Source organism: Pseudoxanthomonas sp. (assembly GCF_036845285.1).
In the GTDB taxonomy this organism is placed as follows: domain Bacteria; phylum Pseudomonadota; class Gammaproteobacteria; order Xanthomonadales; family Xanthomonadaceae; genus Pseudoxanthomonas_A.
Map to the genome: position 1 here is coordinate 1 of NZ_DAIUEE010000009.1, position 22,401 is coordinate 22,401.

Here is a 22,401-nt window from a genome sequence, read left to right on the forward strand (position 1 = left end):
TGGCCAGCGACTGGTGCACGTGCATGCCGCTGCCGTTGTCGCCGACGATCGGCTTCGGCATGAAGGTCACGGTCTTGCCGTTGCGGTGGGCGACGTTGCGCACCACGTACTTCATGCGCTGCAACTCGTCGGCCTTCTGCACCAGCGTGTTGAACTTGGCGCCGATCTCGCACTGGCCGGCGGTGGCGACTTCGTGGTGGTGCACTTCGACTTCGATGCCGACCTGTTCCAGCGTCTTGCACATCTCGGCGCGCAGGTCGTGCAGCGAGTCGGTCGGCGGCACCGGGAAATAGCCGCCCTTCACGCCCGGGCGGTAGCCGCTGTTGGCGCCGTCGTAGCTCTTGCCGCTGTTCCAGGCGCCTTCTTCGGAATTGATCTTGAAGAAGGTGTTGCCCATGTCGTTGGCGAACTGCACCGAGTCGAAGATGAAGAACTCCGGTTCCGGACCGAAGAACGCCACGTCCGCGACGCCGCTGGCCTTCAGGTGGGCCTCGGCGCGCTTGGCGATGCCGCGCGGATCGCGGGTGTAGCCCTGCATGGTGGCCGGATCGAGGATGTCGCAGATCAGGACCAGGGTCGGGTCGGCGTAGAACGGATCGAGGTAGGCGGTGCTGGGGTCGGGCAGCAGCACCATGTCGGACTCGTTGATGCCCTTCCAGCCGGAGATCGAGGAGCCGTCGAACATCTTGCCGTCCTCGAACAGCGAGGCGTCCACGATGCTGACCGGGAAGGTGACGTGCTGTTCGATACCGCGCATGTCGACAAAGCGCAGGTCGACGAACTCGACCTTGTGGTCCTTGATCAGCTTCTCAACGTTGTCCATCGACATCTTGGAACCTCGGGTTGGAATAAGAATGTGTCTTGATAGAGCAATCGCCGTGCCAACCCCGAAACGCGCCCAAACCATTGATTTACATGGACCACCCTGACGCTTCCGCCACATGAAATCCCTTATTTGGTGCGCTTTGTGCGCATCACGAACCAACGCGGTGCGTCGTCGTTTCCACTATTCTTTGCCGCCTCCCCCATGTCCCGCCCCCGCCCATGACCGACCTGCTCGCCGCGCTGCTGCTTGGCATCCTCGAGGGCCTGACCGAATTCCTGCCGGTCTCCAGCACCGGCCACCTGCTGATCGCCCAGCACTGGCTGGGCGAGCGCTCGGACTTCTTCAACATCGTCATCCAGGCGGGCGCCATCCTGGCGACCACCCTGGTGTTCCGCCGCCGGATCTGGGAGCTGACGACCGGCTGCTGGCGCGATGCCGAGGCCCGCGACTATTCGATGAAGCTGGCGGCCGCCTTCCTGGTCACCGCACTGGTCGGCCTGCCCGTGCGCCTGGCCGGCTGGGAACTGCCGGAGACGGTCACCCCGATCGCGTGGGCGCTGATCATCGGCGGCGTATGGATGCTGGTGGCCGAGCATTTCGCGGAAAAGCGCGGCGACGTGGCCACGATCACCTGGAAGGTGGCGATCCTCGTCGGCCTGGCGCAGGTGGTGGCCGGCGTGTTCCCCGGCACCTCGCGCTCGGCCGCCGCGATCTTCATGGCGATGCTGGCCGGCACCAGCCGGCGCTCGTCGGCGGCGGAGTTCGTGTTCCTGCTGGGCATCCCCACCATGTTCGCCGCCAGCGGCTATGCGTTCCTGGAGCTGGTCAAGGACGACGCGCTGGGCAGCGAAAACTGGGGCGAGGTGGCGCTGGCGTTCGCCGCGGCCACCGTCACCGGTTTCGTGGTGGTGAAGTGGCTGCTCGGCTTCATCAAGGCGCACCGCTTCACCGGCTTCGCGATCTACCGCATCGTGCTGGGCGCGCTGCTGCTGTTGCTGATGCCGGCAGGCAGCTGAATGCGGGGCGTCCGCCGCCTTCACCCCGTTCCAACCTCCGGCGCGTTTGCATAGCCCACCTTCAGGAGAACGCCATGAAACGATTGCTGTTGCTCGCACTGCCCCTGGCCCTGGCCGCTTGCGCGAAGCCCGCCGATCCCGCCACGGCCCCGGCCGACGCCATCCCCGCCTCCACGCCCGCCGCCACCGCGCAGGCAGCCGATACCGGCTTGTTGCCGAAGTACCACTGGAAGCTCAGCGAAGCGAAAGACGCGCAGGGGCAACGCATCGCGGCGCTGTTCGCGCGCCCCGATCAGCCGGTGCAACTGGATTTCCGCGATGGCCGCGTGGGCGTGTCCAACACCTGCAATCGCATGGGCGGCACCTACACCCTCGCCGATGGCTCGCTGACGGCCGGACGCCTGGTCTCCACGCAGATGGCGTGCACGGACAGTGCCGTGATGGCGCTGGACCAGGAAGTCGGCAAGCGTCTGGAAGGCACGCTCGCGCTGGCGACCACGGACGGCGAGACGCCCACGCTGACGCTGACCACCGCCAGCGGTGATGTCCTCACCTTCACCGGCGAACCCACGGCGGAAACCCGCTACGGCGGCGCAGGCGAGCGTGTATTCCTGGAAGTCGCGGCGGAGACGAAGCCGTGCAGCCATCCGCTGATCCCCGACAAGCAGTGCCTGCAGGTGCGCGAGGTGAAGTACGACGACAAGGGCCTGAAGGTCGGCACGCCGGGCGAGTTCCAGCACTTCTACGACAGCATCGAGGGCTACACGCACGAGCCCGGGATCCGCAACGTGCTGCGCGTCGATCGCTACACGGTGAAGAACCCGCCTGCCGACGGGTCTTCGAATGCCTACGCGCTGGACATGGTGGTCGAGTCGGCCAGCGAGAAGAAATAAAGTCCGTCGCACGAAGCGCGCCTCCCGCATGGCGCGCTTCGTGACCATCCGTCAGCCGCTATAGTGGCGCGTCGCCGCACCAGACGCGCCCTCATGCACCACCCCGCAAGGAACGCTTCGCCTCTTCCCTGGATCGCCGTTGCCCTGCTGGCCGCCTCCGCGCTGCTGATGTGGTGGCCGGCGCTGCGGACGCCGTTCTGGGGCGACGACTACGTGTTCCTGCACGCCGCGCACGCGACCAATGCGGCGGGCGCGCCGTGGTGGTCGGATTTCTGGCCGTCGTCGCCGCCGCGTTTCTGGCGGCCGCTGTCGCAGGAAGGCTACTGGCGCTGGATCGACGCATCGCTGGGCGGCAGCGCCCATGCCGCGCACGTGGTCAGTCTGATGCTGCATGTGCTGGCCACGCTTGGCGTCGCGCTGTTCGCCTTCCGCCTGGCACGCGCCTGCCGCTGGCCGCATGCCGGCCGCATCGCTGCGCTCGCCGGCGCCGTGTACGGGGGGCTGACCCTGCACCTGCTGCCCGTACATTGGGCGGCGGCGGCGAACAACGCGATGCTGACGCTGTTCACCAGCCTGCTGCTGGCGGCCTGGGTCAGCGCGCGCAATGACACTGCGGGCGTGGTGCGTCATGTGTTGCTGGCCTCGCTGTCGGTGTGGTTGGCGCTGGCGCTGCTGAGCAAGGAGTCGGCGGCGCTGACGCCCGCACTGATGCTGGTGGTCGCCGGCTTCGTCGCCACGCGCCGGCTGGATCGCGGCGAACTCGTCGCGTGGCTGGCCTGTGTCGCGGTCGTCGCGGTCTGGCTGTCGCTGCGCTCGCGCTTCACTGCGAATACCGATGCTTCGTACGCGATGAGCCTCGGCAGCCACGTCCTGCGCAATGCGGCGTCATTCATGGCGTGGCTGCTGAATGTCCCGCGCGAAGCGATGCGCATGGCGGTCGCGGGCGAGCGCATGCAGGGCCTGGCCTGGATCGCGGCCACCGCGCTGCCGATGCTGGCCGCGTGGGCGATCGCCGGCTGGCGCGGCCGCACCCTGCTGACCCGCATGCAATGGGGATGCGTCGCCGCATTCGCCGTACTCGCCTACGCGCCGTACTTCCTGTTCGCATGGAACAGCTACGAGTACTACGCCGCCATCGCGGCGATCCTGCCCGTCATCGTGCTGGCGCGCTGCGTGGCCGCCGACGGCGCCGCGCTGCCGATCGCGGCATTGATCGCCGTGTCGTCGTGGATCGCGGTGGAAGGCACGCGCCGCCTCGACCATCCCGGCCTCATCGGCCGCGCGCACTGGGCCGAAGCGACCCTGCAGTCGCTGGAACAGCAACCGGTCGCTGCGCCCCTGTCCGTCAGCGTGGCGGACGACCAGCGCTTCTACGCCATCGGCCAGATGGGTTTGGCATGGCGGCTTGGCCTTCCGCCGGAACAGATCCACGTGGCGCGGGAATGCCCGGCGTCGGGTACGTGCCTGGTCATCGATGCCGACGGGCAATGGCGCTGGCGGCGCGACGCCGACTAGGACGTCGCGCACGCCGCAGGACGCGGCGTGAGGTCAACCGCGCAACGCGGCGTTCAACGAATACGTGCCGTACACCAGCGCCTCGCCCAGCACGTGCCCCTGCATCGCGCGCTCGACATCAGCGGCGGTGAAACGCGCCGGCAGGTCGAGCGTGCCGACATCCAGCGCGAACAGGCGGAAGAAATACCGGTGCGTGCGCAGGTCGTTGAACGGCGGATACGGACCGTCGTAGCCGTAGTAGTCGCCGCCCATCTGCGCATCGCCGGCGAACCAGCCGGTGTAGTCGTTCAATCCCTGGCGTGCGCCGGCAGGCCCCGCCGGCTGCTGCTTGCCCTTCGCGGTGATGCCGTCGCTGCAGCTGCCGGCTGCGATGTCGCGCACGTCGGGCGCGATGTCGGCCATCGCCCAGTGGATGAAATGCGCGCGCGGCTGCTCGACCGGGATCTGCACGTCATCGCGACCGACGGTCCCGGGCACCGTCGGCGCATCGGGGTCGATGCACAGCAGGGCGAAGGACTTCGTGCCTTCCGGCACGCCGTCCCACGCAAGGTGCGGATTGCGGTTGGCGGCAAAGCCATCCGGCTGGCCCATCGCGAATTCGGCCGGGATGGGTTCCGCTTGCTCGAAACTGTCGCTCCACAGACGCATGCGTCGCTCCTGCAAGAAGGGAAGGGGATCAGGCTTCCGGATAGCCCAGGCGTACCGCGACCGGCGCCAACGCGGCGAACGGACCGGCCAGTGCCTCTGCGTAGTGGCGCCAGTGGCCTTCCGGGAAGCGGCGCGCGCCGGACGAGGGCGGCAAGGGCAACTGCACGCCCAGCGCCTGGCCCAGCGCCTGTGCGACCGCACCCGCGTCATCCTTGATCGCGTCCATGCGGATCAGGCGACTCGGGAACAGGTCCTGCTCGTGCAGGTCGGCGATCTGGGCGAACAGGCCCGCCAACCAGTCGGCACCGACCTGCAGGTCGTCCAACGCGAGCGGCGCGGGAGATCCGAAGGCCAGCCAGTCGAGGAAGGCGTCGCGCGGGTCGCGCACGGCCACGATCAGCAGCGCCTCCGGCAGATACGGGCGCAAGGCATGGAGGAACGCGTTGTCCCACATGAGCAGCCAGTCGATCACGCCGGTATCCACGGATCGCTGCGGCAATGCTCCACGCCAACCGGCGATCAGGGCTTCGCCCGACAGCTCGCCCGAGAGCAGGCGCGCCGGTGCATAGAAATTCTGGAACCCGTCATTCGGCGGCTGCGGCAGGAAACGGTCGCCGCGCAGCCTTTCGCTGACGAAACCCAATACGCCACCCAGCGATTCGACCACGGTGCCCGGTGGACCCCACAGCAGGATCGGACGCAGTTGCGCCGCATCGGGATCAAATGACGCCAACGCGGGCCACGGCGCCTGCGCACCACTCTGGTCCCACAACGGCAGGCGCGAGGGTGCGAGTTCATGCGCCAGCGCGGTCCAGCCGGCCACCGCTTCCGCGTACTGCCCGGCGCGATCGCGCACGAACGCCTGCCAGCCGCGCAGGCTGCGCTGCTGGTTGGGATCTTCCGCCTTGCCGGCCAGCTCACCGACGCGCGCGATCGCCGCCATCGGATCGCGGCGCAGCAGGCCTTCGACGATGCGCTGCTCGCCGCTCGCGCGGCCGGGATCCAGCTCGACGATGCGGCGCGCCACCGCTTCGGCGGCCTCCTCGTCGCCCGCCGCATCCAGCACCGACATCTGCGCCTCGAGTGCCGGAACATGCTGCGGCATGGCGGCCACCCAGCGTTCGACCACCGCGCGGGCCTCGGCGCTGCCGACGGCTTCGAACAACAGGCGCGCCAGCCACAGGTCGTGCGCGTCCGACGTGGTGGCAAGCGCGGCATCCAGGGTGTTGCGCGCATCGTCCTGCGCGCCCAGGCGGCGCCACGCCTCGATGATCGCCAGCACCGTGTCGCGGTCGCGCGGCTGGCCGGCGAGCGCGATGCGCAGGGCCGCGAGGGCTTCATCGTTCTGGCCGGCGGCCAGGCGCAGGTGGCCGATGTAGCGATGCAGCGCCGGCGCATTGTTCAGCGCGACCAGCGGCACCAGTTCGTCGGCCGCGTCGGCAGGCCGGCCCTGCCGGCGCATCAGGTCGGCGATCAGGCTGCGCAGGCTGTCGGAACCGGGCACCTTCTCGATCACGCCGCGGAAGGCCTGCTCGGCGAACGCCCAGTGGCCCAGCGCCATGTGGATGAAGCCCAGCGCATAGCGCAGTTGCACATCATCCGGCGCCTCGTTCATGGCGACGGTCACGATCTTCAGCGCGGTGTCCGCGTCGCCGCGACGCAGGGTGACCATGCCGTTGATCGCGGCCAGTTGCGGATGGTCGGGGGCCACGCGCGCCGCCAGCCGGCTGAGGCGCTCGGCTTCGTCCAGGTCGCCACGACCCAGCGCCAACTGGCCCTGGATCATGTAGGCCGTGAACTGGTTGGGATCCAGCACCGTCGCCTGGCTCAGCGCCGCCTGCGCGTCCTCGTTGCGGCGGCTGCCCACCAGCACACCGGCGCGTGCCAGGTGCAGGTCGGCGTTGTCGGGCGCCAGCGCGATGGCACGGTCGATGGTCGCCAGTGCGGCCTCGGGCTGGCCGCCCTGCATCTGCGCGGTGGACAGCCAGCGCAGCGCCTGCGCGTCATCGGGGCGCTCGGCCACCAGGGTCTCGGCAGCGCTCAGGGCGTCGGCCACGGCGCCACGGCGCAATGCATCGAGGATGGAGTCGTACATGGGGCTACCAGCGTTCGGTCAAACGCCGATTGTACCGGGCGTTCTCCGCTCAGGCGGCGCTGCCGGCCAGCCGCTCGGCCACCCAGCGCTCGGCATAGCCGTCGCCGGCGGCGTTCTCGATGAAGGCGCAATGGCCGCCCCACGGCGCGATTTCCAGCGTGGCCTGCGCCGGCAAGGCCCAGTCGCGGAAGGTGTCGAAGGGAATGACCGGATCGTCCTCGGCCATCAGGATGTGCGTCGGTACGCTGAGTCCGGCCAGCCGCGTACCGGAGATCGCATAGCCGTCGAAGTAGGCGTCCAGCGTGCCGAAGGCGGTATGCCGCTGCACCAGCCAGTCGGTCAGCGCGCGGATGTCGAGCGCCAGCACCGTGTCGTCGAAATCGTGGCGCTGCGGGAACAGGCTGCGCTTGCGCTCCAGCGAACGGCGCCACTTGCGCGCGAAGTACCAGTCGTACAGCGGCAGTCCGTTCTCGATGCTGTCCATCGTCGTGGCCGGATCCAGCAACGGGCAGACCGCCGCCACGTGCGCCAGCGCCAGCCCGGCCTGCGGCGCGCGCAACGCCAGCCGCAGCGCGAAGTTGCCGCCCAGCGAATAGCCGGCCACCCGCATCGGCACCTCGCCGGCGAAGCGTCGCGACACATCGAGCGCGGCGTGCACCACTTCGTCCAGACGGTTGGAGTGGAACAGGTCTTCGTTGAGGTGGTGGGTATCGCCGTGGTCGCGGAAGTTCAGCCGGAACACGTCGAAGCCGCGCGCCAGCAGTTGCGCGGCCGTCAGCCGCATGTAGCTGGAATCGGCGCTGCCTTCCCAGCCGTGCAGCAACAGCACCAGGCCTCGCGAGGTGCGCCCGGACACCTGGCTGTGGAAGCCCTGCAGGCGCACGCCATCGCCTCCGTCCACGATGTGCTCCAGCGTCACCGCCCCGCTGCCGGCCAGCGCGCGCAGCCCGCGCCGCTGGCGCAGCCCACTGGAACCCAGCACCGATTGCAGGTGCGGATTGCGCAGCCAGCGCGGCGGTCGGAAATCGGCGGCAGTGATCATGGGGTCATCGCGGCAACGTCGGCACGAGCGTGGCACCGGTGGATGGAGTATTCCCTCGAATACGTCGCAATGCCGTCAAGCCGGACGCTCAGGCCTCGGCCATGGCCTGCACGATGCGCTCGCGCGACAGGTCGGCGATGCGCCGGCGGCCTTCGACATCGGCGCTGCGGATCGGTTCCAGGAAGCAGATGTCGGCCGTGCGCGCCGGCTCGCCCAGCAGGCGCACGAAGTTGGCGAAGAAGCTCTCCTTCGGTCCGAACGCCACCACCGGCTGCGCGCTGCCGCGCGTGCCGTACCGCAGCGCCACCGGCTGCACCGGCACGTCGGCCTCGACGGCGGCCAGGAAGATGCGCGCGTGGAACGGCCCCACCGTGTGGCCGTCGCGGGTACGGCCCTCGGGAAACACGCCGACCGGGCGGCCTTCGCGAAGGCGCTGCATCATCGCCTGCAGCACGCCGCCCAGCGACTCCTGGCTGCCGCGCTGGTGGAAGATCGTCTGTCCCTGCGCCGCCAGCCAGCCCACCACCGGCCAGCCCCGGATCTCCTGCTTGGCGACGAAGCCCATCATGCGCTGGCTGTGCAGCGCCTCGATGTCGATCCAGCTGACATGGTTGGCCACGAACATCGTCGGGCCAGGCAGCGGCGTGCCGATCCGGCGCAGGCGGAACCCGAAGATCCGCATCAGGCCGCTGGACCACCAGCGCACCGCCACCTCGCCGATGCTTTCCTCGCCCACGCGAACCCATGCCAGCAGCGGCGACAGGCACAGCAGGGTGATCGGCAGGAAGACCAGCAGGTGGATGAGCAGCAACGGCACGCGGTACGCGTAACGGAATACCCGTGCCACGCCGCTGCCGCCAGCAACATGAACAGGGGGCGGCGTCATGCTGTCACGATAACAGGAGTCGGGCAGCAGCAGGGAGGGCGCCAGCGGCCCGCGCCCACGGCTCACCCCTTGGCGACCGGCACCACCGCCAGAGTCAACCGGGAGACGCAGACCAGTTTGCCGTCGTCGTTCTCGATGCGGATTTCCCACAGTTGCGTGCTGCGGCCGACATGCAGCGCCCGTGCGGTGCCGGTGACCACGCCACTGCGCATCGCGCGCACGTGGTTGGCGTTGATCTCCAGGCCCACCACCATCTCCTTCGTCGTGTCCACGCACAGGTTGCCGGCCACGCTGCCCAGCGTTTCGGCCAGCGCCACCGACGCGCCGCCATGCAGGATCCCGTACGGCTGCACCGTGCGCACGTCCACCGGCATGGTGCCGCGCAGCCAGTCCTCGCCCGCCTCGGTCATGACGATGCCGAGGTTCGACACCAGCGTATTGGCGGCATGCGCGTTGACGGCAGCGAGATCGACGGGAGCACGGAAAGCCATGGCATGAGGCATCGGAGAAAAGAAGACCCCGATTCTACGCATCACTTGCAGGAGGGGCTTCAGCCCCGATGCTTTTTCGTCTGGCGGATCAGGTGCGCAACATCGCGGCTCGTCGCGGAAGAGCATCGGGGCTGAAGCCCCTCCTACAGGATCGGGACCAGTCCCGCGCCGAACGCGGTCAGCACGCGCGTGTACAGCCACTTCGCGCCGACGTTGACCTCGGGGAAGTCGCCCACCGAGACATAGCAGCGATGGAACGCGGGATCCTTCGGGGTCACCGGCAACGGACAGTCCGGGCCGGGCTGGAACTCGTAGCTGGTCGCGTAGCGCCACGGCCAGATGTCGAAGATCGGCAGCGCCTCGGACACCTTGCCCAGGCTGTAGTCCAGCCCGGAGAACACGGGCGGCTTCGCGCGCGGCGCGATTACCCACGCGTTGCGCGGCGACATGTCGCGGCGGATGCTGTCCGCCAACGCCTGTGCGAACGCGGGGTCCTGGATCACCACCGCCGCCTCGGTGTTGTAGTTCTCCGAGCGCGGATCGAAGTTGTGCGTGCCGATCACCGCCGTGCCGCCGTCGATCACCATCGACTTCGCGTGCAGGCCCATGCGCACGCCTGCGCGCTTCAGCGGCAGCGGTTCGGAACCGGCGCCGCTGCTGAGGAACGACGGCCGCGATTCGGTGCGCTGCAGGCGGCGCGTGGTTTCGCCGGGCGACGCGCCTGACGACGATCCGCCGGACGAAGGCCCGATGGAACCCGATGGCCCGCGGATGCCACTGCCGCCATCGCCGCCGGGCGAGGTCAGCGGCGGTCCCTCCGGCATCATCGCGGCGTAGTCGACCGGCGCATCTTCGGGAAACGGCTTGTACTCGTGGATCCGGAAACCGAACTCGCGCAGGTAGCGGCGCTTGTACTTGAACGACATCGAATAGACGATCGGGTTGTCGGTCGCCGCCAGGCTGTTGGTCGACACCACCACCTGCGGCGGCGGCTGGCGCTTGCGCATGTCGCGGAACATCGCCTGCGCCTGCTTCGACATCACCAGGTACGGCGTCTGCAGCAGCACCTCGTGCTGCGCGCCGCGGATCAGCGCCTCCAACTCGGGCGCGGCGGGCGCGTCGTCGTCGCGGCGTTCGCGGCGGTGCTTCTGCGGCAGGTCGGCGATGTAGCGCACGGCGCCGACCGCGAATGCCGGCTCGACGAAGCGCGCCCGCATCACGGCGGGATCGCTGGCCTGCGCGCTTGCCTCCTGCACGCGTTCCGGCCGCAGGTAGCGCGGCACCGGCATCGCCGGCACGCCTTCGTCCAGCAGCGTCCGGCCGACATCGTTGAGGCGCTCGGCGGGCACGCTGCGCCTGGCGTCCCAGAACGCCTGGAAGTTGGTGGCCATCGCGGCCGCTTCCGGTCCGGCGACCAGCACGTCGCGGTCGCGGAAGTTGTACTCCGCGTCCCAGTCGAAATAGTCGTCCTGGTAATTGCGTCCGCCGCTGATGCCGATGCGGTCGTCCACCAGCAGCAGCTTGGTGTGCATGCGCTGGTTGAAGCGGCGGAAGCAGCACAGCACGCTGCCCGCGTAATCCAGGTAATTGAGCTTGGCCTTGCCGAAGCTGGGGTTGTAGATGCGGATGGCAAAGTTCCGGTGCGCGCCGGACAGCGCAGCCAGAATCTCCAGGTCGGCGATGGCGGACAGCTGGTCGATCAGCACGCGTACCTGCACGCCGCGCCGCGCCGCCGCGAGCAGTTCGTCCAGCACCAGCCGTGCGCTGTCGTCCTTGTCGAAGATGTAGGTCTGCAGGTCGATGCGTTCGCGCGCGCTGCGGATCAGGTTCAACCGCGCCAGCAGCGCATCCGAACCCTGGTCAAGGATCACCGCGTAGTGGCGCGGCGCCGCCGGGGTGGACGCGGCGCCCGCCTGGCCCGCCAGGTCGTACAGCGGCGAGGGCAGCGCGCAGGCGTCGGCCTGCGTGCAGGCGACCACCGACGACCGCGCGGCGACGGCGATGCCGGCGGCACGGTCGCGCTGGCGGTCGGACAGGCTGGCGCACGCCGTCCCCAGCAGGGCAAGGCACAGCACCGCGCAGCGCGCGGCCATGGCGGGAAAACGGCTGTTCACGGGGCCTTCGCGCTCCGGACGCGTGCGCGCAGCACGAACACCACGCGGTCGCTGACCGCCAGCATCCAGTCGTCCATGTCGTAGTCGCTGCGGCGCACCGCACCTGTGGCCACCACGTCGCAGTCCACGGCGGGGCGGGCGCACGTGGCCGCGGCCACGTCCAGGCTGCGCGGCCGGCTGATGCCCTTGATGCTCAGATCCCCTTCCAGCGTGCCGCCGTCGTACAGCAGCATCGGGTCGTACGGTTTGGAGGTGAAGGTCACCACCGGATAGCGGTCGGCATCGAAGAACTTCTCGCTGCGCGCCCAGTCGCCGTAGCGCGGGTGGTCGACGATCTCCACCTCGCGCGTGTACATGCGCAGCCGCACCTGCTGGCGGCCGTCCGGCAGGTGTTCGACCGATCCTTCATAGCGCGGGAACAGGCCGTCGAGCACCTGTCCCCAGCGCGTGCGCAGTTCGAATCCCAGCCGCGTGTGCGCGGGATCGAAATCGTTCCGCCCCTGCGCCCACGCGGGCGCCGCGCACAGCAGGGCCAGGCACAGCAACGCCAGCCAGGCGGCCAGCGGCAATTCCGACTTCATGGCCACCAGAAGGCGGAGAGCTGCGCCACGCCCGGTTCGATGGCCACGTCCAGCGGCAGCGTCAGCACCACCACGCCGGCCGGCGGCATGCCGCGGTATTCGCTGGTCACGCCGGAATACATCAGTGCCGCCAGCTGCTCGAGGCCGGGATTGTGGCCCACCATCAGCAGGCGCTCGGCCTCGCGGTGCTGGTCGGCCAGGTCGGCCAGCGTGCCGGGCGTGGCTTCGTAGATGCGCTCTTCCAGGCGCTGTTCCACGTACCCGATCGCACCCAGCACGGCTTCCAGCGTCTCGCGCGTGCGGCGCGCGGGCGAACACAGCACGCGGTCGGGCACCAGGCCCTGTTCCTTCAACCAGCGCGCGGCGGACTCGGCCTCGGCCAGGCCCTGCGGCGACAGGGGACGGTCCAGGTCGGACTGGCCGGTGGTGGCCGGTTCGGCATGGGCGTGGCGCAGCAGGATCAGTTCACGCATGGGACAACGACTCCTTCGGGTTTGGCCTGATCAGGCCTTCTTGATCCATTTCAACAACGGTTCCCAGTCGGCCTGGTGCTCGCGCACCTGTGCCGAGCGGTAGTCGAACAGGCTGCGGCCCAGGCCGGCCATCACCACGTAGGCCTGGGTGTCGCGCAACTGGGTGATGACCGGATACGGCCAGGTCTTCAGCATCTCCACCGCCTGCTGCGACGCGTTCGTCCACGGCTTGCTGCGGTTGACCACCAGGCCGACCGGCAGCTTGCGCTTGTGCACGCGCGGCACCTTGGCCATGGTGTTGAGGAAGCCGACCGTGGCCTCGATGTCCAGCGCCGACGGCAGCACCGGCACCACCACGGCATCGGCCTGCTCCAGGAAGCTGTCCAGGTCGCCGGCCATCGCGCCGGCCGGGGCATCGATCACCACGCGCTCGGCGTCTTCCGGCAGCCAGGCCTTCCAGGCGCGCTTGCCGCTGGCGTCGATCGGAAGGACGGCGGTTTCCAGTTCCGCCCGGCGTTCGGCCCAGCGGGTGGAGGAATGCTGTGGATCCACGTCCACCAGCACGGTGCGCTTGCCATCGAGTGCGAAGTACGCGGCCAGATTGGTCGCCAGGGTGGTCTTGCCCGCGCCGCCCTTGGAGCTGGCGACCAGAATCGTCTTCATGCGCGCACCTCGTTGCTGGAGAACCCGGAGGGTACACCGCGACAAGTGAAGCGGGAACCGGCGTGTCCGGCCCTGCGACCCGGTGTCGCGGGCCTTCCGGCTCCCCGTTCCGTACGGCGCTTGCTATCGTGCCGGTCCCCACGGACCGGACGCCCCATGAACGAGCTGCAGGACCTGACCGCGCTGATCCGCGCCAACACCCCGCTGATCGTCGTCGAGACCCAGGACGAGGCCCGCGTGGTGGAGCTGTTCCGGCAGGCGCTGGGCCAGGTGTGGCGGGCGCTGTTCCGCTGGAGCATCACCGAGGGCCTGCGCCGGCTGGACATGGACCGCGAGGACGACGCCGTCGGACCGCCCGACGCCAGCGCCGCCCTGCAGGCCATCAAGCAGGCCGAGCAGCGCGGCATCTACCTGCTGCTCGATTTCCACCCCTACCTGGGCTACGCCAGCAGCCAGCGCCAGCTGCGCGACATCATGCAACGCCGCCACAGCCTGCCGCACGTGGTGGTGCTGGTCGGCGCCAGGATCGAACTGCCGGCCGAACTGGAAGCCCTGGCCGTCCGTTTCAACCCGCGCCTGCCCGACGGCCCGGCACTGCTGAAGATGGTGCGCGAGGAAGCCGAGCACTACGCCCGCGAACACGGCGGTCGCCGCGTGGAAGCCGACGGCGAAGCGGTGAAGCAGATCGTGCGCAACCTGCAGGGCCTGAGCTTGGTCGATGCGCGCCGCATCGCCCGCCAGCTGATCTTCGCCGACGGCGCGCTGACCGCCAGCGACCTGCCGGCCTTGAACAAGCTGAAGTTCGAGCTGCTCAACCGCAGCGGCCACCTGCACTACGAATACGACACGGCGCGGTTCGCCGACGTCGCCGGCGCCACCCGCCTGAAGCGCTGGATCGAACAGCGCCGCGCGGTGTTCGTCTCGGGCAACCCACCCCCCGGCCTGGACCTGCCCAAGGGTGTGCTGCTGCTCGGCGTGCAGGGTTGCGGCAAGTCGATGCTGGCCAAGGCCACTGCCGCCGGCTTCGGCGTGCCGCTGCTGCGACTGGATTTCGGCACGCTGTACGACAAGTACCACGGCGAGACCGAGAAGAACCTGCGCGCCGCGCTCGCCTCGGCCGAGCAGCTGGCGCCGTGCGTGCTGTGGATCGACGAGATCGAGAAGGGCCTGGCCAGTGGCGGCGACGAGGACGGCGGCGTCTCGCGGCGTGTGCTCGGCTACCTGCTGACCTGGATGGCCGAGCGCAAGGCCAGCGCCGGCAGTGGGCAGGCCGGCTCCCAACAAGTATTCCTGGTCGCCACGGCGAACCAGGTGCAGGACCTGCCGCCGGAACTGCTGCGCAAGGGCCGCTTCGACGAGATCTTCTTCGTCGACCTGCCTTCGCCCGACGCGCGCGTCGAGGTACTGCGCGTGCACCTGTCGCGGCGTGCACTCGACCCGGAAGGCTTCAACCTGCCGGCGCTCGCCGCCGCCGCGAACGGCTTCTCCGGGGCGGAACTGGAACAGGCCATCGTCTCCGCGATGTATGCCGCGCATGCCGAACAGAAACCCCTCGACACCGACCTGGTGATGCACGAGATCCGCAGTACCCGCCCGCTGTCGGTGCTGATGGCCGAACAGGTGCAGTCGCTGCGCGAGTGGGCGCGGGAGCGGACGGTTCCCGCCGATTGATGGCGTGCTTCCTGCAGGAGCGACGCAAGTCGCGACCGCACGCCATCAGACCGATGGCGCATCTGCATTACCACACCGCCACGATGCCCTCGGCAATCGCGCGCCACGTCGCGCTCCGGCTGCCCACGATGTCCATCGTGTGCGCCAGCAGGAACAGGCCGATGATCGGCAGGTACGGGCCCTTCACCACCGGCTGGCGGTAGCGGAACTTCGCCAGCAGCATGAAGCCCAGCAGCGTGGCGTAGAGAAAGACGATCACCAGCAGGATGCCCTGCATGCCGCCCACCAGGTACAGCCCCAGCCGCGCCAGCCCGGGCGTGGCGGTGGCCAGCGCGGCCGCCACCACATAGGCGACATGCTGGTGCAGGTGGCGCCGACGCCACACGGCCAAGGCGTAGACCACGAGCAGCAGCAACAACCCGTTGACCGGCTGCGCCAGCATCGACAGCGCCGCGTTCCGCGACATCTGCGTGAGGCCATGCTCGAACGCATGCTTCATCACCGGCACGGCGGTGATTGCAAACAACGCGATGAGAGCAAGGGAACTCCAGCCCAGCCACCGATGCAGGTCGGCACGCTCGGCGCGTATCAGGAACGGCTGCACTGTCAGCAGCACGAACCACGCCAGCGCCACGACGACATGCAGATGGATCACCCTCGGCACGGCCACCAACGCCGTCGCACGACTGAAGTAACCGAAGAACGGCGTATCCGGGACCGGCGGCGTGAAGCCGGCGATGACCAGTGCCAGCAGCACCAGGAAGAAGAAGCCGATGTTCCGGTAGGGGCGCCCCGTCTGCGCCGCCGTGCGCCGCATCTCGCCCATGCTCGCTTCCCTCACGCGCCACCCCACTGGAATGTCTATCCAGGGATACACGCGAAAGCTGCGCAATTCCGGCAAGCGTGAAGCGAGATGTCGTGGTAGCGACGTCAGTCGCGAACGGTCGACGGCGTCTTCAGTGCCTGCGGTTGTAACAGGCGCTCGACGCGTCCGTGTGGTACGGCCCGCCATTCCGCCTGATGTCTTCGTCCGTCTGGCCCGCCCCTCCACCCTGGCAGACATGCGCGCAACCACCTCCAACGGAGGACATTCCCCCGTTCGACTCGCATGAGATCTGGCACCGATCGGACAGCGCGCAACGCTGGGCGAGCGCCCTCAGTTCGCATGCCCGCTGCGAGGACAGCCGGCCGTCCTCCTTGATCCACGAGACGTCGCATGCCGGATTCACCCCATGTTGGCGGCTCGTCATACAACCCGCCGACACGAGGACGGATACGCAGGCCACGCCGATGACGGCGCGCAGTCGATACGCGCGCATCGTCAGCGCGTCAACTCTTGTTCTTCTCATCCCACGCCATCGGTTCCCACAGCTCCACCTTGTTGCCTTCCGGATCCATGATCCAGGCGAACCTGCCGTTCTCGTGCGATTCGGGGCCTTGGAGGATCGGCACGTCGGCGGCGCGCAGTTGGTCGAGCAGCGCATCGAGGTCATCGACGCGGTAGTTGATCATGAAGGCGCTGTCGCTGGGACTGAACCACTGGCTGTCCTTGTCCGCCACCGTCCACACCGTCAGCCCCTGGTCGCCGGCGGTGTCATCGGACCAGCGCAGCACCGCGCCACCCCATGCCTCCAACGGCAATCCCAGGTGCGTGTGGTACCACGCCGCCAGCGCCGCGCTGTCGTGGCGGCTCTTGAAGAACACCCCGCCGATTCCCGTCACCTTCGCCATTGCACACGCTCCCCGGCATCGCCCCGATGCCCTCGATCTTCCCACGCGTCATCGGCGCCGCGCAGCGCGACCTACTTTCCCCAGCGCCAGCGTGGCGGCTCGCCTTTCACCCAGCACACCGCGATGAGCAGCAGCAGGGTCGCCCACGTCCCGGCCATGAAAGGAACGAGATGGCGGTCCGGCGGAAAGACCAGGAAGGTCGCGAGCAGCGATGCGGCGGCAGCGCCATAGACCAGCCATCCCTGCCATGCCAGCGGCAAGCCCCATCCCCAGCCATAAGCCTTCGCACGGAACCAGTAGCGTTTCGATGCCATGTGATCTCCTGTGTCGCCCGACGGGCCGCGATCCGCGCAGCACGGCCGCGCATCGATCCGCAGCGCGGGCCAAGCGTAGCACCGCGTGCCGGAGGCCCGTCGCCTTGAACGGGCCTGCATCACGCGACGCGTGCGCAATATGCGCCGCCGCGGTTGCAACATCGCGCATGCATCTGGGATGCTCGACCGTCGTGGCAGGACACGCGATCGCCCGCTTCTCCGTGGTTGCAACGGGAACCCCGGCGGCGCGGGGCGGTCGACATGAAGCGAAGGAACGAAGGGAACGCGATGATCGAGTTGCAAGACGTGCAGCGGCACTACGCCATGAGCGGGCAGACGGTGCGGGCGCTGGCGGGGGTGGACCTGCATATCGGCCAGGGCGAATTCGTCGCCATCACCGGCGCGTCGGGGTCCGGCAAGTCCAGCCTGCTGAACATCCTCGGCTGCCTGGACCGGCCCAGCACCGGCACCTATCTGTTCGAAGGCCGCGACGTCGCCACCTTCGACGACGAAGCCAGCAGCGACCTGCGCAACCGCCGCATCGGCTTCGTGTTCCAGAGCTTCCACCTGCTGCCGCGACTGACCGTGCTGGAGAACGTCATGCTGCCGCTGCGCTTCCACCGCCAGCCGCCGCCGGGCACGCACGAACGGGCGTTGTCCCTGCTCGACCGCGTCGGCCTGGCCGAACGCCGCGACCACCGTCCCAGCGAGCTGTCCGGCGGGCAGATGCAGCGCGCCGCCATCGCCCGCGCGCTGCTGCTGCAGCCCGCACTGCTGCTGGCCGACGAACCGACCGGCAACCTCGACTCCAGGAGCGCGGCCGACGTGCTGGCGCTGATCGACGAAGTGCATGCTGGCGGCCAGACCGTGGTGCTGGTGACGCACGACCACGACATCGCCGCGCGCGCCCCGCGCCAGGTGAAGCTGCGCGACGGCAAGGTGGAATCCGATGCGCTCCAGTAAGGCGTTGTTGATCGCCGTGGTGCTGGCGACCGCTGCACCCGCCCACGCCGTGGTGCTGACCGGCGAAGTGCGGGCGATCGACGCGCAGCAGATCCTCACCCCACAGTCGAACAGCGCACCGGTGGTCATCCGCTATTACGTGCCGGAGGGCGAACGGGTGAAGAAGGGCGAAGTGGTGCTGCGCATCGACCCCGGCCAGTCGGCCAGCCGCATTCCCGACCTGGAGGCGCAGATCGAACAGGGCCGCGCCAAGGACGCCAAGGACATCGCCGAACTGCAGGTCAAGGCGGTGACCGCCGAGATGGCGCTGGTGGATGCGGAAGCCGAACTGGCCACCGCGAAACTCGATGCCACCATCCCGCCCGACCTGATCTCCGGCCTGGACTACGACCGCCACCAGGGCGAGCTGGACCGCACCACCCGCGAAGTCGCGCTGAAGCGCAAGGACATGGACGCCGCGCGCACCGCCGTGCAGCGGCGCATCGAAGACGGCCGCCTGCAGCTCGACAAGCTGGTGGTGCAGCGCGACTACCACGCCGCGCTGGTGCGCACCTCGGAAGTGGTCGCCGACCGCGACGGCGTGGTCGTACACGGCTTCAACAACAACTGGATCGGTGGACGCATCGACGAGGGTGCTTCGACCATGCCAGGTAGCAAGGCCGGTGAAGTGGTCAGCAGCGGGCGCATGGACGTGCGCGCATGGGCGCTGGAACCGGACCGCCGCGGCCTGGCCGTCGGCCAGCCGGTGGAACTGGCATTCGATGCCGTCCCCGGGAAGAAGGTCGCCGGCCGCATCGCCTTCATCTCCGGCGCGCCCGACCGCCGGCCGGAATGGGGCGAGGGCCGCTACTTCACCATCGACATCACGCTGGACGCGCACACGCTGGCGCTGATGCCGGGCATGAGCGTGCGCGTGATCGCGAAGCCGGCCGACGCATCGTCGCCTGCCAAGGGGAAGGCGCCATGAGGCAGCGCGTATCCGTTCTCGCGCTGGCCTGGCTGGCCGGCCTGCCGGTCGCGCACGCGGCCACGCTGCGCGTCGACGGCGAGGTCTACGCGCAGCGCAGCGCGCAACTGGTGCCGCCCGCGGTCGACCGCCTGTGGCAGTTCAACCTCACCCAGCTGGCGCCCGACGGCAGCACGGTGAAGAAGGGCGAGATCGTGGTCGCCTTCGACACCAACGAACTGGTGCGCCAGCTGGCCGAGAAGCAGAGCCTGCTGCAGGAAAAGAAGCGCGAGCTGGAAAACCTCACCCTCGACGTGGCCGAGCGCGAACGCAGCCAGCGCCTGGCCACCGCCGAAGCCGAAGCCGAACGCGACAAGGCCGCGCGCAAGACGCAGCAGCCGCGCGAGCTGATCGCCGCGCTGGAGTACGACAAGCTGGTGGAGGACCGCCGCCGCACCGAGCGCCGCGCCGTGCTGGCGCAGCAGGCCGAACGCGCCGCCGCCGAACAGCGCCGGGCGGAGCTGCGCCTGGTGAATGCGGAACTGGAGCAGGCACAGGCCGATGTCGATCGCCTGCAGACCTCGATCGCCGCGCTCAACCTGCCGGCGCCGCGCGACGGCGTGATCATGCACAAGAGCAACTGGAACGGCGAGAAGTTCGACGTCGGTACGCAGGTATGGCGCGGCCAGACCGTCGCCGAAATCCCCGACCCCGCCACGCTGGCCGTGCGCGCGCAGCTGCCGGAGCGCGACCTGCAGCGGGTGAAGGAAGGCGTGCGCGCGCGCATCGTGGTGGAAGGCGGCGGCGGCAGCGCCTACCACGGCAAGGTGGCCGGCGTGGGCCGCGCCGTGCGCAGCAAGTCGCAGGTGCAGCCGGTGCCGGTGCTCGACCTGGAGATCCGCCTGGACGATGCGAAGGCCAAGCTGCGTCCTGGCCAGGCGGTGCGCGTGGAACTGACCGTGCCTGATATCGCCGGAGGTGCGAAATGACCCGCGTCATGCGACCGATGATGGCGCTGGTACTGGCCGCGTCGCTGGCCGCCTGCGGCCGCGACGAGACGCCAGTGGCCAGCGAGACGGTGGTGCAGGGACCCCTGGTGATCCGTGTGCTGGGCGAAGGCGAACTGCGCTCGGCCAAACCGACGCCGCTGAACGTGCCCGGCAAGAACTGGGCGCAGCGGCAGGTGGAATGGATGGTGCCGGAAGGGTCGCTGGTGAAGAAGGGCGATGTGCTGGCCCGCTTCGTTTCGCCCGAGGGCGAGCAGCAGCTGGCACAGGCGATGATCGACCTGCAGCGCAACGCGCTGGCGCGCGCCGCGAAGGAAAGCGGGCTGGAATCGACGCAGGGCCGCGTGGAAGTCGACCTGTCGCGGGTCGCCGTCCAACTCGGCATCGCCCAGCGCTATGCCGATGCCGACCTCAGTACCGTGGCGCGCAACCAGGTACTGGACGCGATCGAGGACAAGGAGTACCTGCAGGTACGGCAGGGCGTGCTTCAGTGGCAGCGCGACCAGTCCGACGTGCGCGGTGGCGCCGAACTGGCGGTGCTGGACGCGCAGCGCGCCACCTTCGACATGAACGCGAAGACGCACAGGGACGACATGGACGCGCTGGAGCTGCGCGCGCCCAACGACGGCGTGCTGCTGCTGGCCGCCAACTGGTCGGGCGACAAGCCCATGGTCGGCGCCAACCTGCGCGCGGGCTTCGAGTTCGGCAGCCTGCCGGACACCTCGACGATGGAAGTGGAGATCGACCTGCCGCAGATCGAAGCGCAGGGCGTGCAGGCCGGCGACGCGGTGGTGCTGCATCCGCTCGGCCGCCCCGACCAGCGCATCGACAGCACGCTCTCGTGGGTGGCCAGCGCCGCCAAGGTGCGCAACCGCGAGAGTCCGGTGAAGTTCCTCTCGATGCGCGCGCCGATCCCGGCCGACGCGATCGAACGCTACCGCCTGATCCCCGGCCAGCGTTTCGCCGCCTCGGTGGTGCTGCTCGACGCGAAGGACGCGATGGCGGTACCGAACGTTGCCATCGAACAGCGCGACGAGCGCCACTGGGTGCAGGTGAAGCAGGGCCGCGACTATGTCGCGCGCGAAGTGACGCTGGGCGTGCGTGGCACCGCCCGCTCGCAGGTGCTGACGGGACTGAAGCCCGGCGACCAGGTGCGCTTGTCGCAGGTCGAGGTGCCCGCGCCCGGCGATGACGCCGGGGACAAGGGCAAGACCGACGCCGAGGGTGGCGACGGCAACGGCGACGATGCCGAAGGGAAGACCGCATGACCGGCCTGTTCAACCGCCTGCCCACCGTCTGGCGCGAAGCGGTGGAGGAACTTTGGCGACGCCGCCTGCGCACGCTGCTGACGCTGCTCGGCATGATCTTCGGCGTGGGCGCCATCGTGGCGATGCAGGCGGTGGGCGAAGGCAGCCGGCGCGAAGCGCTGCGGCTGGTCGAAGGCCTGGGCCTGCACAACCTGATCGCCGAGGCGAAATCGCAGGACGAGGACACGTTGAAGGAAACGCGCGAGCGCAGCCTGGGCCTGACCGTCGCCGATGCCGACGCCGCGCTCAGCGTGGTGCCCGGCGCCGAACGCCACGCCGCGGAGAAGCAGGTGCGCACGCACACGGTGTTCAGCGACAGCGGCCGCAGCGATGCGCAGGCCAGCGGGGTCAGCGCGGCGTGGTTCGACCTGTCGTCGCTGAAGATCGCCGACGGCCGCGCGTTCACCGCCGACGACGAAGCCGCGCTGGCCGCCGTCGCGGTGCTCGGGCACCAGGTGGCGGCGGACCTGTTCCCCAAGGGCGACGCGGTAGGCGGGCTGATCAAGGTCAACCACGTGTGGCTGGAAGTGATCGGCGTGCTGGCCGACCGCGACCTGGGCCAGGAGGATTTCGAAGGCGTGCAACTCGGTTCGGAAAGCAACCGCATCTACGCGCCGCTGGCCAGCGTACGCGCGCGCTTCCGCTTCCAGCCGCAGGAGGACGAAGTGGACCGCTTCCTGCTGCGCCTGGACGATCCGCAACGGCTCGCCGCCGGCGCCGGCGTGCTGTCGGCGGTGCTCGACCAGCGCCACGCCGGCATGGCGGACTACCAGCTGATCGTGCCGCAGCAACTGTTCCAGCAACACCAGCAGACGCAGCGCATCTTCCAGGTGGTGATGGGCGCGATCGCCGGCGTCAGCCTGCTGGTGGGCGGCATCGGCATCATGAACATCATGCTGGCCAACGTGCTGGAGCGACGCCGCGAGATCGGCCTGCTGCGCGCACTCGGCGCGCGTCGCCGCGACGTGATCGCGCAGTTCCTGCGCGAGGCCACGGTCATCTGCATCGCCGGTGCGGTGCTGGGGCTGGTGTTCGGCGGCGTGCTGGCCTACCTGATCGCCACGTTCGCCGGCTGGCAGGTCGCCTGGGCGCCCTTGCCGATCCTGCTGTCGGCCGGCTTCTGCGCCGTGGTCGGCCTGGGTTTTGGCGTGTATCCCGCACGACAGGCAGCGCAGCTGGATCCGATCGCGGCGCTGCGGCACGACTGAAGAAGCGATTC

The 22,401-nt window shown here is 69.2% G+C and carries 22 protein-coding genes; 9 read left to right on the forward strand and 13 right to left on the reverse strand.

Going from position 1 to position 22,401, the window contains the following annotated elements:
• On the reverse strand, window positions 1-829 hold an 829-nt coding region (locus V7060_RS12000; protein ID WP_334179479.1), incomplete at its 3' end, for a glutamine synthetase beta-grasp domain-containing protein.
• 215 nt (window positions 830-1,044) lie between these two features.
• On the opposite strand from V7060_RS12000, the gene V7060_RS12005 reads away from it, so the two are divergent.
• From V7060_RS12005 to V7060_RS12015, 3 genes are all read left to right on the forward strand, one after another.
• The gene (locus V7060_RS12005; RefSeq protein ID WP_334179480.1) at window positions 1,045-1,842 is read left to right on the forward strand and encodes an undecaprenyl-diphosphate phosphatase; all 798 of its coding nucleotides are present in this window, start codon (window positions 1,045-1,047) and stop codon (window positions 1,840-1,842) included.
• A gap of 74 nt (window positions 1,843-1,916) precedes the next feature.
• Window positions 1,917-2,735 (forward strand): META and DUF4377 domain-containing protein, encoded by an 819-nt coding sequence (locus tag V7060_RS12010; RefSeq protein WP_334179481.1) that lies wholly within the window; start codon window positions 1,917-1,919, stop codon window positions 2,733-2,735.
• Window positions 2,736-2,828: 93 nt separating this feature from the next.
• Window positions 2,829-4,250, forward strand: coding sequence for a hypothetical protein (locus V7060_RS12015; RefSeq protein WP_334179482.1), 1,422 nt, complete (start codon window positions 2,829-2,831; stop codon window positions 4,248-4,250).
• Between the two features lie 33 nt (window positions 4,251-4,283).
• Here the strand turns inward: V7060_RS12015 and V7060_RS12020 are convergent, their stop codons facing one another.
• The 9 genes from V7060_RS12020 to V7060_RS12060 form a co-directional block, all read right to left on the reverse strand.
• Window positions 4,284-4,898, reverse strand: coding sequence for a YbhB/YbcL family Raf kinase inhibitor-like protein (locus tag V7060_RS12020; protein ID WP_334179483.1), 615 nt, complete (start codon window positions 4,896-4,898; stop codon window positions 4,284-4,286).
• 28 nt (window positions 4,899-4,926) lie between these two features.
• Window positions 4,927-6,993, reverse strand: a complete 2,067-nt coding sequence (locus tag V7060_RS12025; RefSeq protein ID WP_334179484.1) for a tetratricopeptide repeat protein — start codon at window positions 6,991-6,993, stop codon at window positions 4,927-4,929.
• Between the two features lie 49 nt (window positions 6,994-7,042).
• Window positions 7,043-8,035, reverse strand: coding sequence for an alpha/beta fold hydrolase (locus V7060_RS12030; protein ID WP_334179485.1), 993 nt, complete (start codon window positions 8,033-8,035; stop codon window positions 7,043-7,045).
• Between the two features lie 88 nt (window positions 8,036-8,123).
• Window positions 8,124-8,921 carry a lysophospholipid acyltransferase family protein gene (locus V7060_RS12035; protein WP_334179486.1) on the reverse strand — a complete coding sequence of 266 codons (798 nt, stop codon included), beginning with the start codon at window positions 8,919-8,921 and terminating at the stop codon, window positions 8,124-8,126.
• Between the two features lie 62 nt (window positions 8,922-8,983).
• Entirely contained in the window at window positions 8,984-9,412 is a 429-nt protein-coding gene (locus V7060_RS12040; RefSeq protein WP_334179487.1) for a hotdog fold thioesterase, read from the reverse strand.
• A gap of 143 nt (window positions 9,413-9,555) precedes the next feature.
• A complete protein-coding gene (locus tag V7060_RS12045; RefSeq protein ID WP_334179612.1) occupies window positions 9,556-11,505 on the reverse strand; it encodes a phospholipase D family protein in 1,950 nt (649 codons plus the stop codon).
• A 17-nt stretch (window positions 11,506-11,522) separates the two neighbouring features.
• Entirely contained in the window at window positions 11,523-12,107 is a 585-nt protein-coding gene (locus tag V7060_RS12050) for a YceI family protein (RefSeq protein WP_334179488.1), read from the reverse strand.
• Window positions 12,104-12,580 carry a histidine phosphatase family protein gene (locus V7060_RS12055; RefSeq protein WP_334179489.1) on the reverse strand — a complete coding sequence of 159 codons (477 nt, stop codon included), beginning with the start codon at window positions 12,578-12,580 and terminating at the stop codon, window positions 12,104-12,106. The genes V7060_RS12050 and V7060_RS12055 overlap by 4 nt, the downstream gene beginning before the upstream one ends.
• Window positions 12,581-12,610: 30 nt before the next feature.
• The gene (locus V7060_RS12060; protein ID WP_334179490.1) at window positions 12,611-13,243 is read right to left on the reverse strand and encodes a ParA family protein; all 633 of its coding nucleotides are present in this window, start codon (window positions 13,241-13,243) and stop codon (window positions 12,611-12,613) included.
• Window positions 13,244-13,399: 156 nt separating this feature from the next.
• Here V7060_RS12060 and V7060_RS12065 point away from each other — a divergent pair, with 156 nt between their 5' ends.
• A complete protein-coding gene (locus V7060_RS12065; protein WP_334179491.1) occupies window positions 13,400-14,914 on the forward strand; it encodes an AAA family ATPase in 1,515 nt (504 codons plus the stop codon).
• Window positions 14,915-14,981: 67 nt separating this feature from the next.
• Here V7060_RS12065 and V7060_RS12070 read toward each other — a convergent pair whose 3' ends face one another.
• The 3 genes from V7060_RS12070 to V7060_RS12080 form a co-directional block, all read right to left on the reverse strand.
• Window positions 14,982-15,740: a hypothetical protein gene (locus V7060_RS12070; RefSeq protein WP_334179492.1), complete on the reverse strand. Its 759-nt coding sequence runs from the start codon at window positions 15,738-15,740 to the stop codon at window positions 14,982-14,984.
• 503 nt (window positions 15,741-16,243) lie between these two features.
• Window positions 16,244-16,645: a VOC family protein gene (locus V7060_RS12075; RefSeq protein ID WP_334179493.1), complete on the reverse strand. Its 402-nt coding sequence runs from the start codon at window positions 16,643-16,645 to the stop codon at window positions 16,244-16,246.
• A 71-nt stretch (window positions 16,646-16,716) separates the two neighbouring features.
• Complete coding sequence (locus V7060_RS12080; RefSeq protein ID WP_334179494.1) at window positions 16,717-16,959, reverse strand: hypothetical protein; 243 nt, start codon at window positions 16,957-16,959, stop codon at window positions 16,717-16,719.
• Window positions 16,960-17,247: 288 nt separating this feature from the next.
• Here V7060_RS12080 and V7060_RS12085 point away from each other — a divergent pair, with 288 nt between their 5' ends.
• Genes V7060_RS12085 through V7060_RS12105 form a run of 5 tightly spaced genes read left to right on the forward strand, consistent with a single transcriptional unit; the run spans window position 17,248 to window position 22,390 of the window.
• Window positions 17,248-17,922, forward strand: a complete 675-nt coding sequence (locus V7060_RS12085) for an ABC transporter ATP-binding protein (protein ID WP_334179495.1) — start codon at window positions 17,248-17,250, stop codon at window positions 17,920-17,922.
• A complete protein-coding gene (locus V7060_RS12090) occupies window positions 17,909-18,889 on the forward strand; it encodes an HlyD family efflux transporter periplasmic adaptor subunit (RefSeq protein ID WP_334179496.1) in 981 nt (326 codons plus the stop codon). Before V7060_RS12085 ends, V7060_RS12090 begins: the two co-directional genes overlap by 14 nt.
• The gene (locus V7060_RS12095) at window positions 18,886-19,857 is read left to right on the forward strand and encodes an HlyD family efflux transporter periplasmic adaptor subunit (protein ID WP_334179497.1); all 972 of its coding nucleotides are present in this window, start codon (window positions 18,886-18,888) and stop codon (window positions 19,855-19,857) included. The genes V7060_RS12090 and V7060_RS12095 overlap by 4 nt, the downstream gene beginning before the upstream one ends.
• Entirely contained in the window at window positions 19,854-21,143 is a 1,290-nt protein-coding gene (locus V7060_RS12100) for a hypothetical protein (RefSeq protein ID WP_334179498.1), read from the forward strand. Before V7060_RS12095 ends, V7060_RS12100 begins: the two co-directional genes overlap by 4 nt.
• Window positions 21,140-22,390, forward strand: a complete 1,251-nt coding sequence (locus V7060_RS12105) for an ABC transporter permease (RefSeq protein WP_334179499.1) — start codon at window positions 21,140-21,142, stop codon at window positions 22,388-22,390. The genes V7060_RS12100 and V7060_RS12105 overlap by 4 nt, the downstream gene beginning before the upstream one ends.
• Window positions 22,391-22,401: the final 11 nt, after the last annotated feature.

Bases quoted from the DNA above. Each gene is read 5' to 3' on its own strand.
- V7060_RS12075 (WP_334179493.1), bottom strand. From the start codon at position 16,645: ATGGCGAAGGTGACGGGAATCGGCGGGGTGTTCTTCAAGAGCCGCCAC.
- V7060_RS12065 (WP_334179491.1), top strand. From the start codon at position 13,400: ATGAACGAGCTGCAGGACCTGACCGCGCTGATCCGCGCCAACACCCCG.
- V7060_RS12080 (WP_334179494.1), bottom strand. From the start codon at position 16,959: ATGGCATCGAAACGCTACTGGTTCCGTGCGAAGGCTTATGGCTGGGGA.
- V7060_RS12010 (WP_334179481.1), top strand. From the start codon at position 1,917: ATGAAACGATTGCTGTTGCTCGCACTGCCCCTGGCCCTGGCCGCTTGC.
- V7060_RS12015 (WP_334179482.1), top strand. From the start codon at position 2,829: ATGCACCACCCCGCAAGGAACGCTTCGCCTCTTCCCTGGATCGCCGTT.
- V7060_RS12035 (WP_334179486.1), bottom strand. From the start codon at position 8,921: ATGACGCCGCCCCCTGTTCATGTTGCTGGCGGCAGCGGCGTGGCACGG.
- V7060_RS12030 (WP_334179485.1), bottom strand. From the start codon at position 8,035: ATGATCACTGCCGCCGATTTCCGACCGCCGCGCTGGCTGCGCAATCCG.
- V7060_RS12055 (WP_334179489.1), bottom strand. From the start codon at position 12,580: ATGCGTGAACTGATCCTGCTGCGCCACGCCCATGCCGAACCGGCCACC.
- V7060_RS12020 (WP_334179483.1), bottom strand. From the start codon at position 4,898: ATGCGTCTGTGGAGCGACAGTTTCGAGCAAGCGGAACCCATCCCGGCC.
- V7060_RS12025 (WP_334179484.1), bottom strand. From the start codon at position 6,993: ATGTACGACTCCATCCTCGATGCATTGCGCCGTGGCGCCGTGGCCGAC.
- V7060_RS12095 (WP_334179497.1), top strand. From the start codon at position 18,886: ATGAGGCAGCGCGTATCCGTTCTCGCGCTGGCCTGGCTGGCCGGCCTG.
- V7060_RS12070 (WP_334179492.1), bottom strand. From the start codon at position 15,740: ATGGGCGAGATGCGGCGCACGGCGGCGCAGACGGGGCGCCCCTACCGG.
- V7060_RS12105 (WP_334179499.1), top strand. From the start codon at position 21,140: ATGACCGGCCTGTTCAACCGCCTGCCCACCGTCTGGCGCGAAGCGGTG.
- V7060_RS12090 (WP_334179496.1), top strand. From the start codon at position 17,909: ATGCGCTCCAGTAAGGCGTTGTTGATCGCCGTGGTGCTGGCGACCGCT.
- V7060_RS12050 (WP_334179488.1), bottom strand. From the start codon at position 12,107: ATGAAGTCGGAATTGCCGCTGGCCGCCTGGCTGGCGTTGCTGTGCCTG.
- V7060_RS12040 (WP_334179487.1), bottom strand. From the start codon at position 9,412: ATGGCTTTCCGTGCTCCCGTCGATCTCGCTGCCGTCAACGCGCATGCC.
- V7060_RS12100 (WP_334179498.1), top strand. From the start codon at position 19,854: ATGACCCGCGTCATGCGACCGATGATGGCGCTGGTACTGGCCGCGTCG.
- V7060_RS12085 (WP_334179495.1), top strand. From the start codon at position 17,248: ATGATCGAGTTGCAAGACGTGCAGCGGCACTACGCCATGAGCGGGCAG.
- V7060_RS12005 (WP_334179480.1), top strand. From the start codon at position 1,045: ATGACCGACCTGCTCGCCGCGCTGCTGCTTGGCATCCTCGAGGGCCTG.
- V7060_RS12060 (WP_334179490.1), bottom strand. From the start codon at position 13,243: ATGAAGACGATTCTGGTCGCCAGCTCCAAGGGCGGCGCGGGCAAGACC.
- V7060_RS12045 (WP_334179612.1), bottom strand. From the start codon at position 11,505: ATGGCCGCGCGCTGCGCGGTGCTGTGCCTTGCCCTGCTGGGGACGGCG.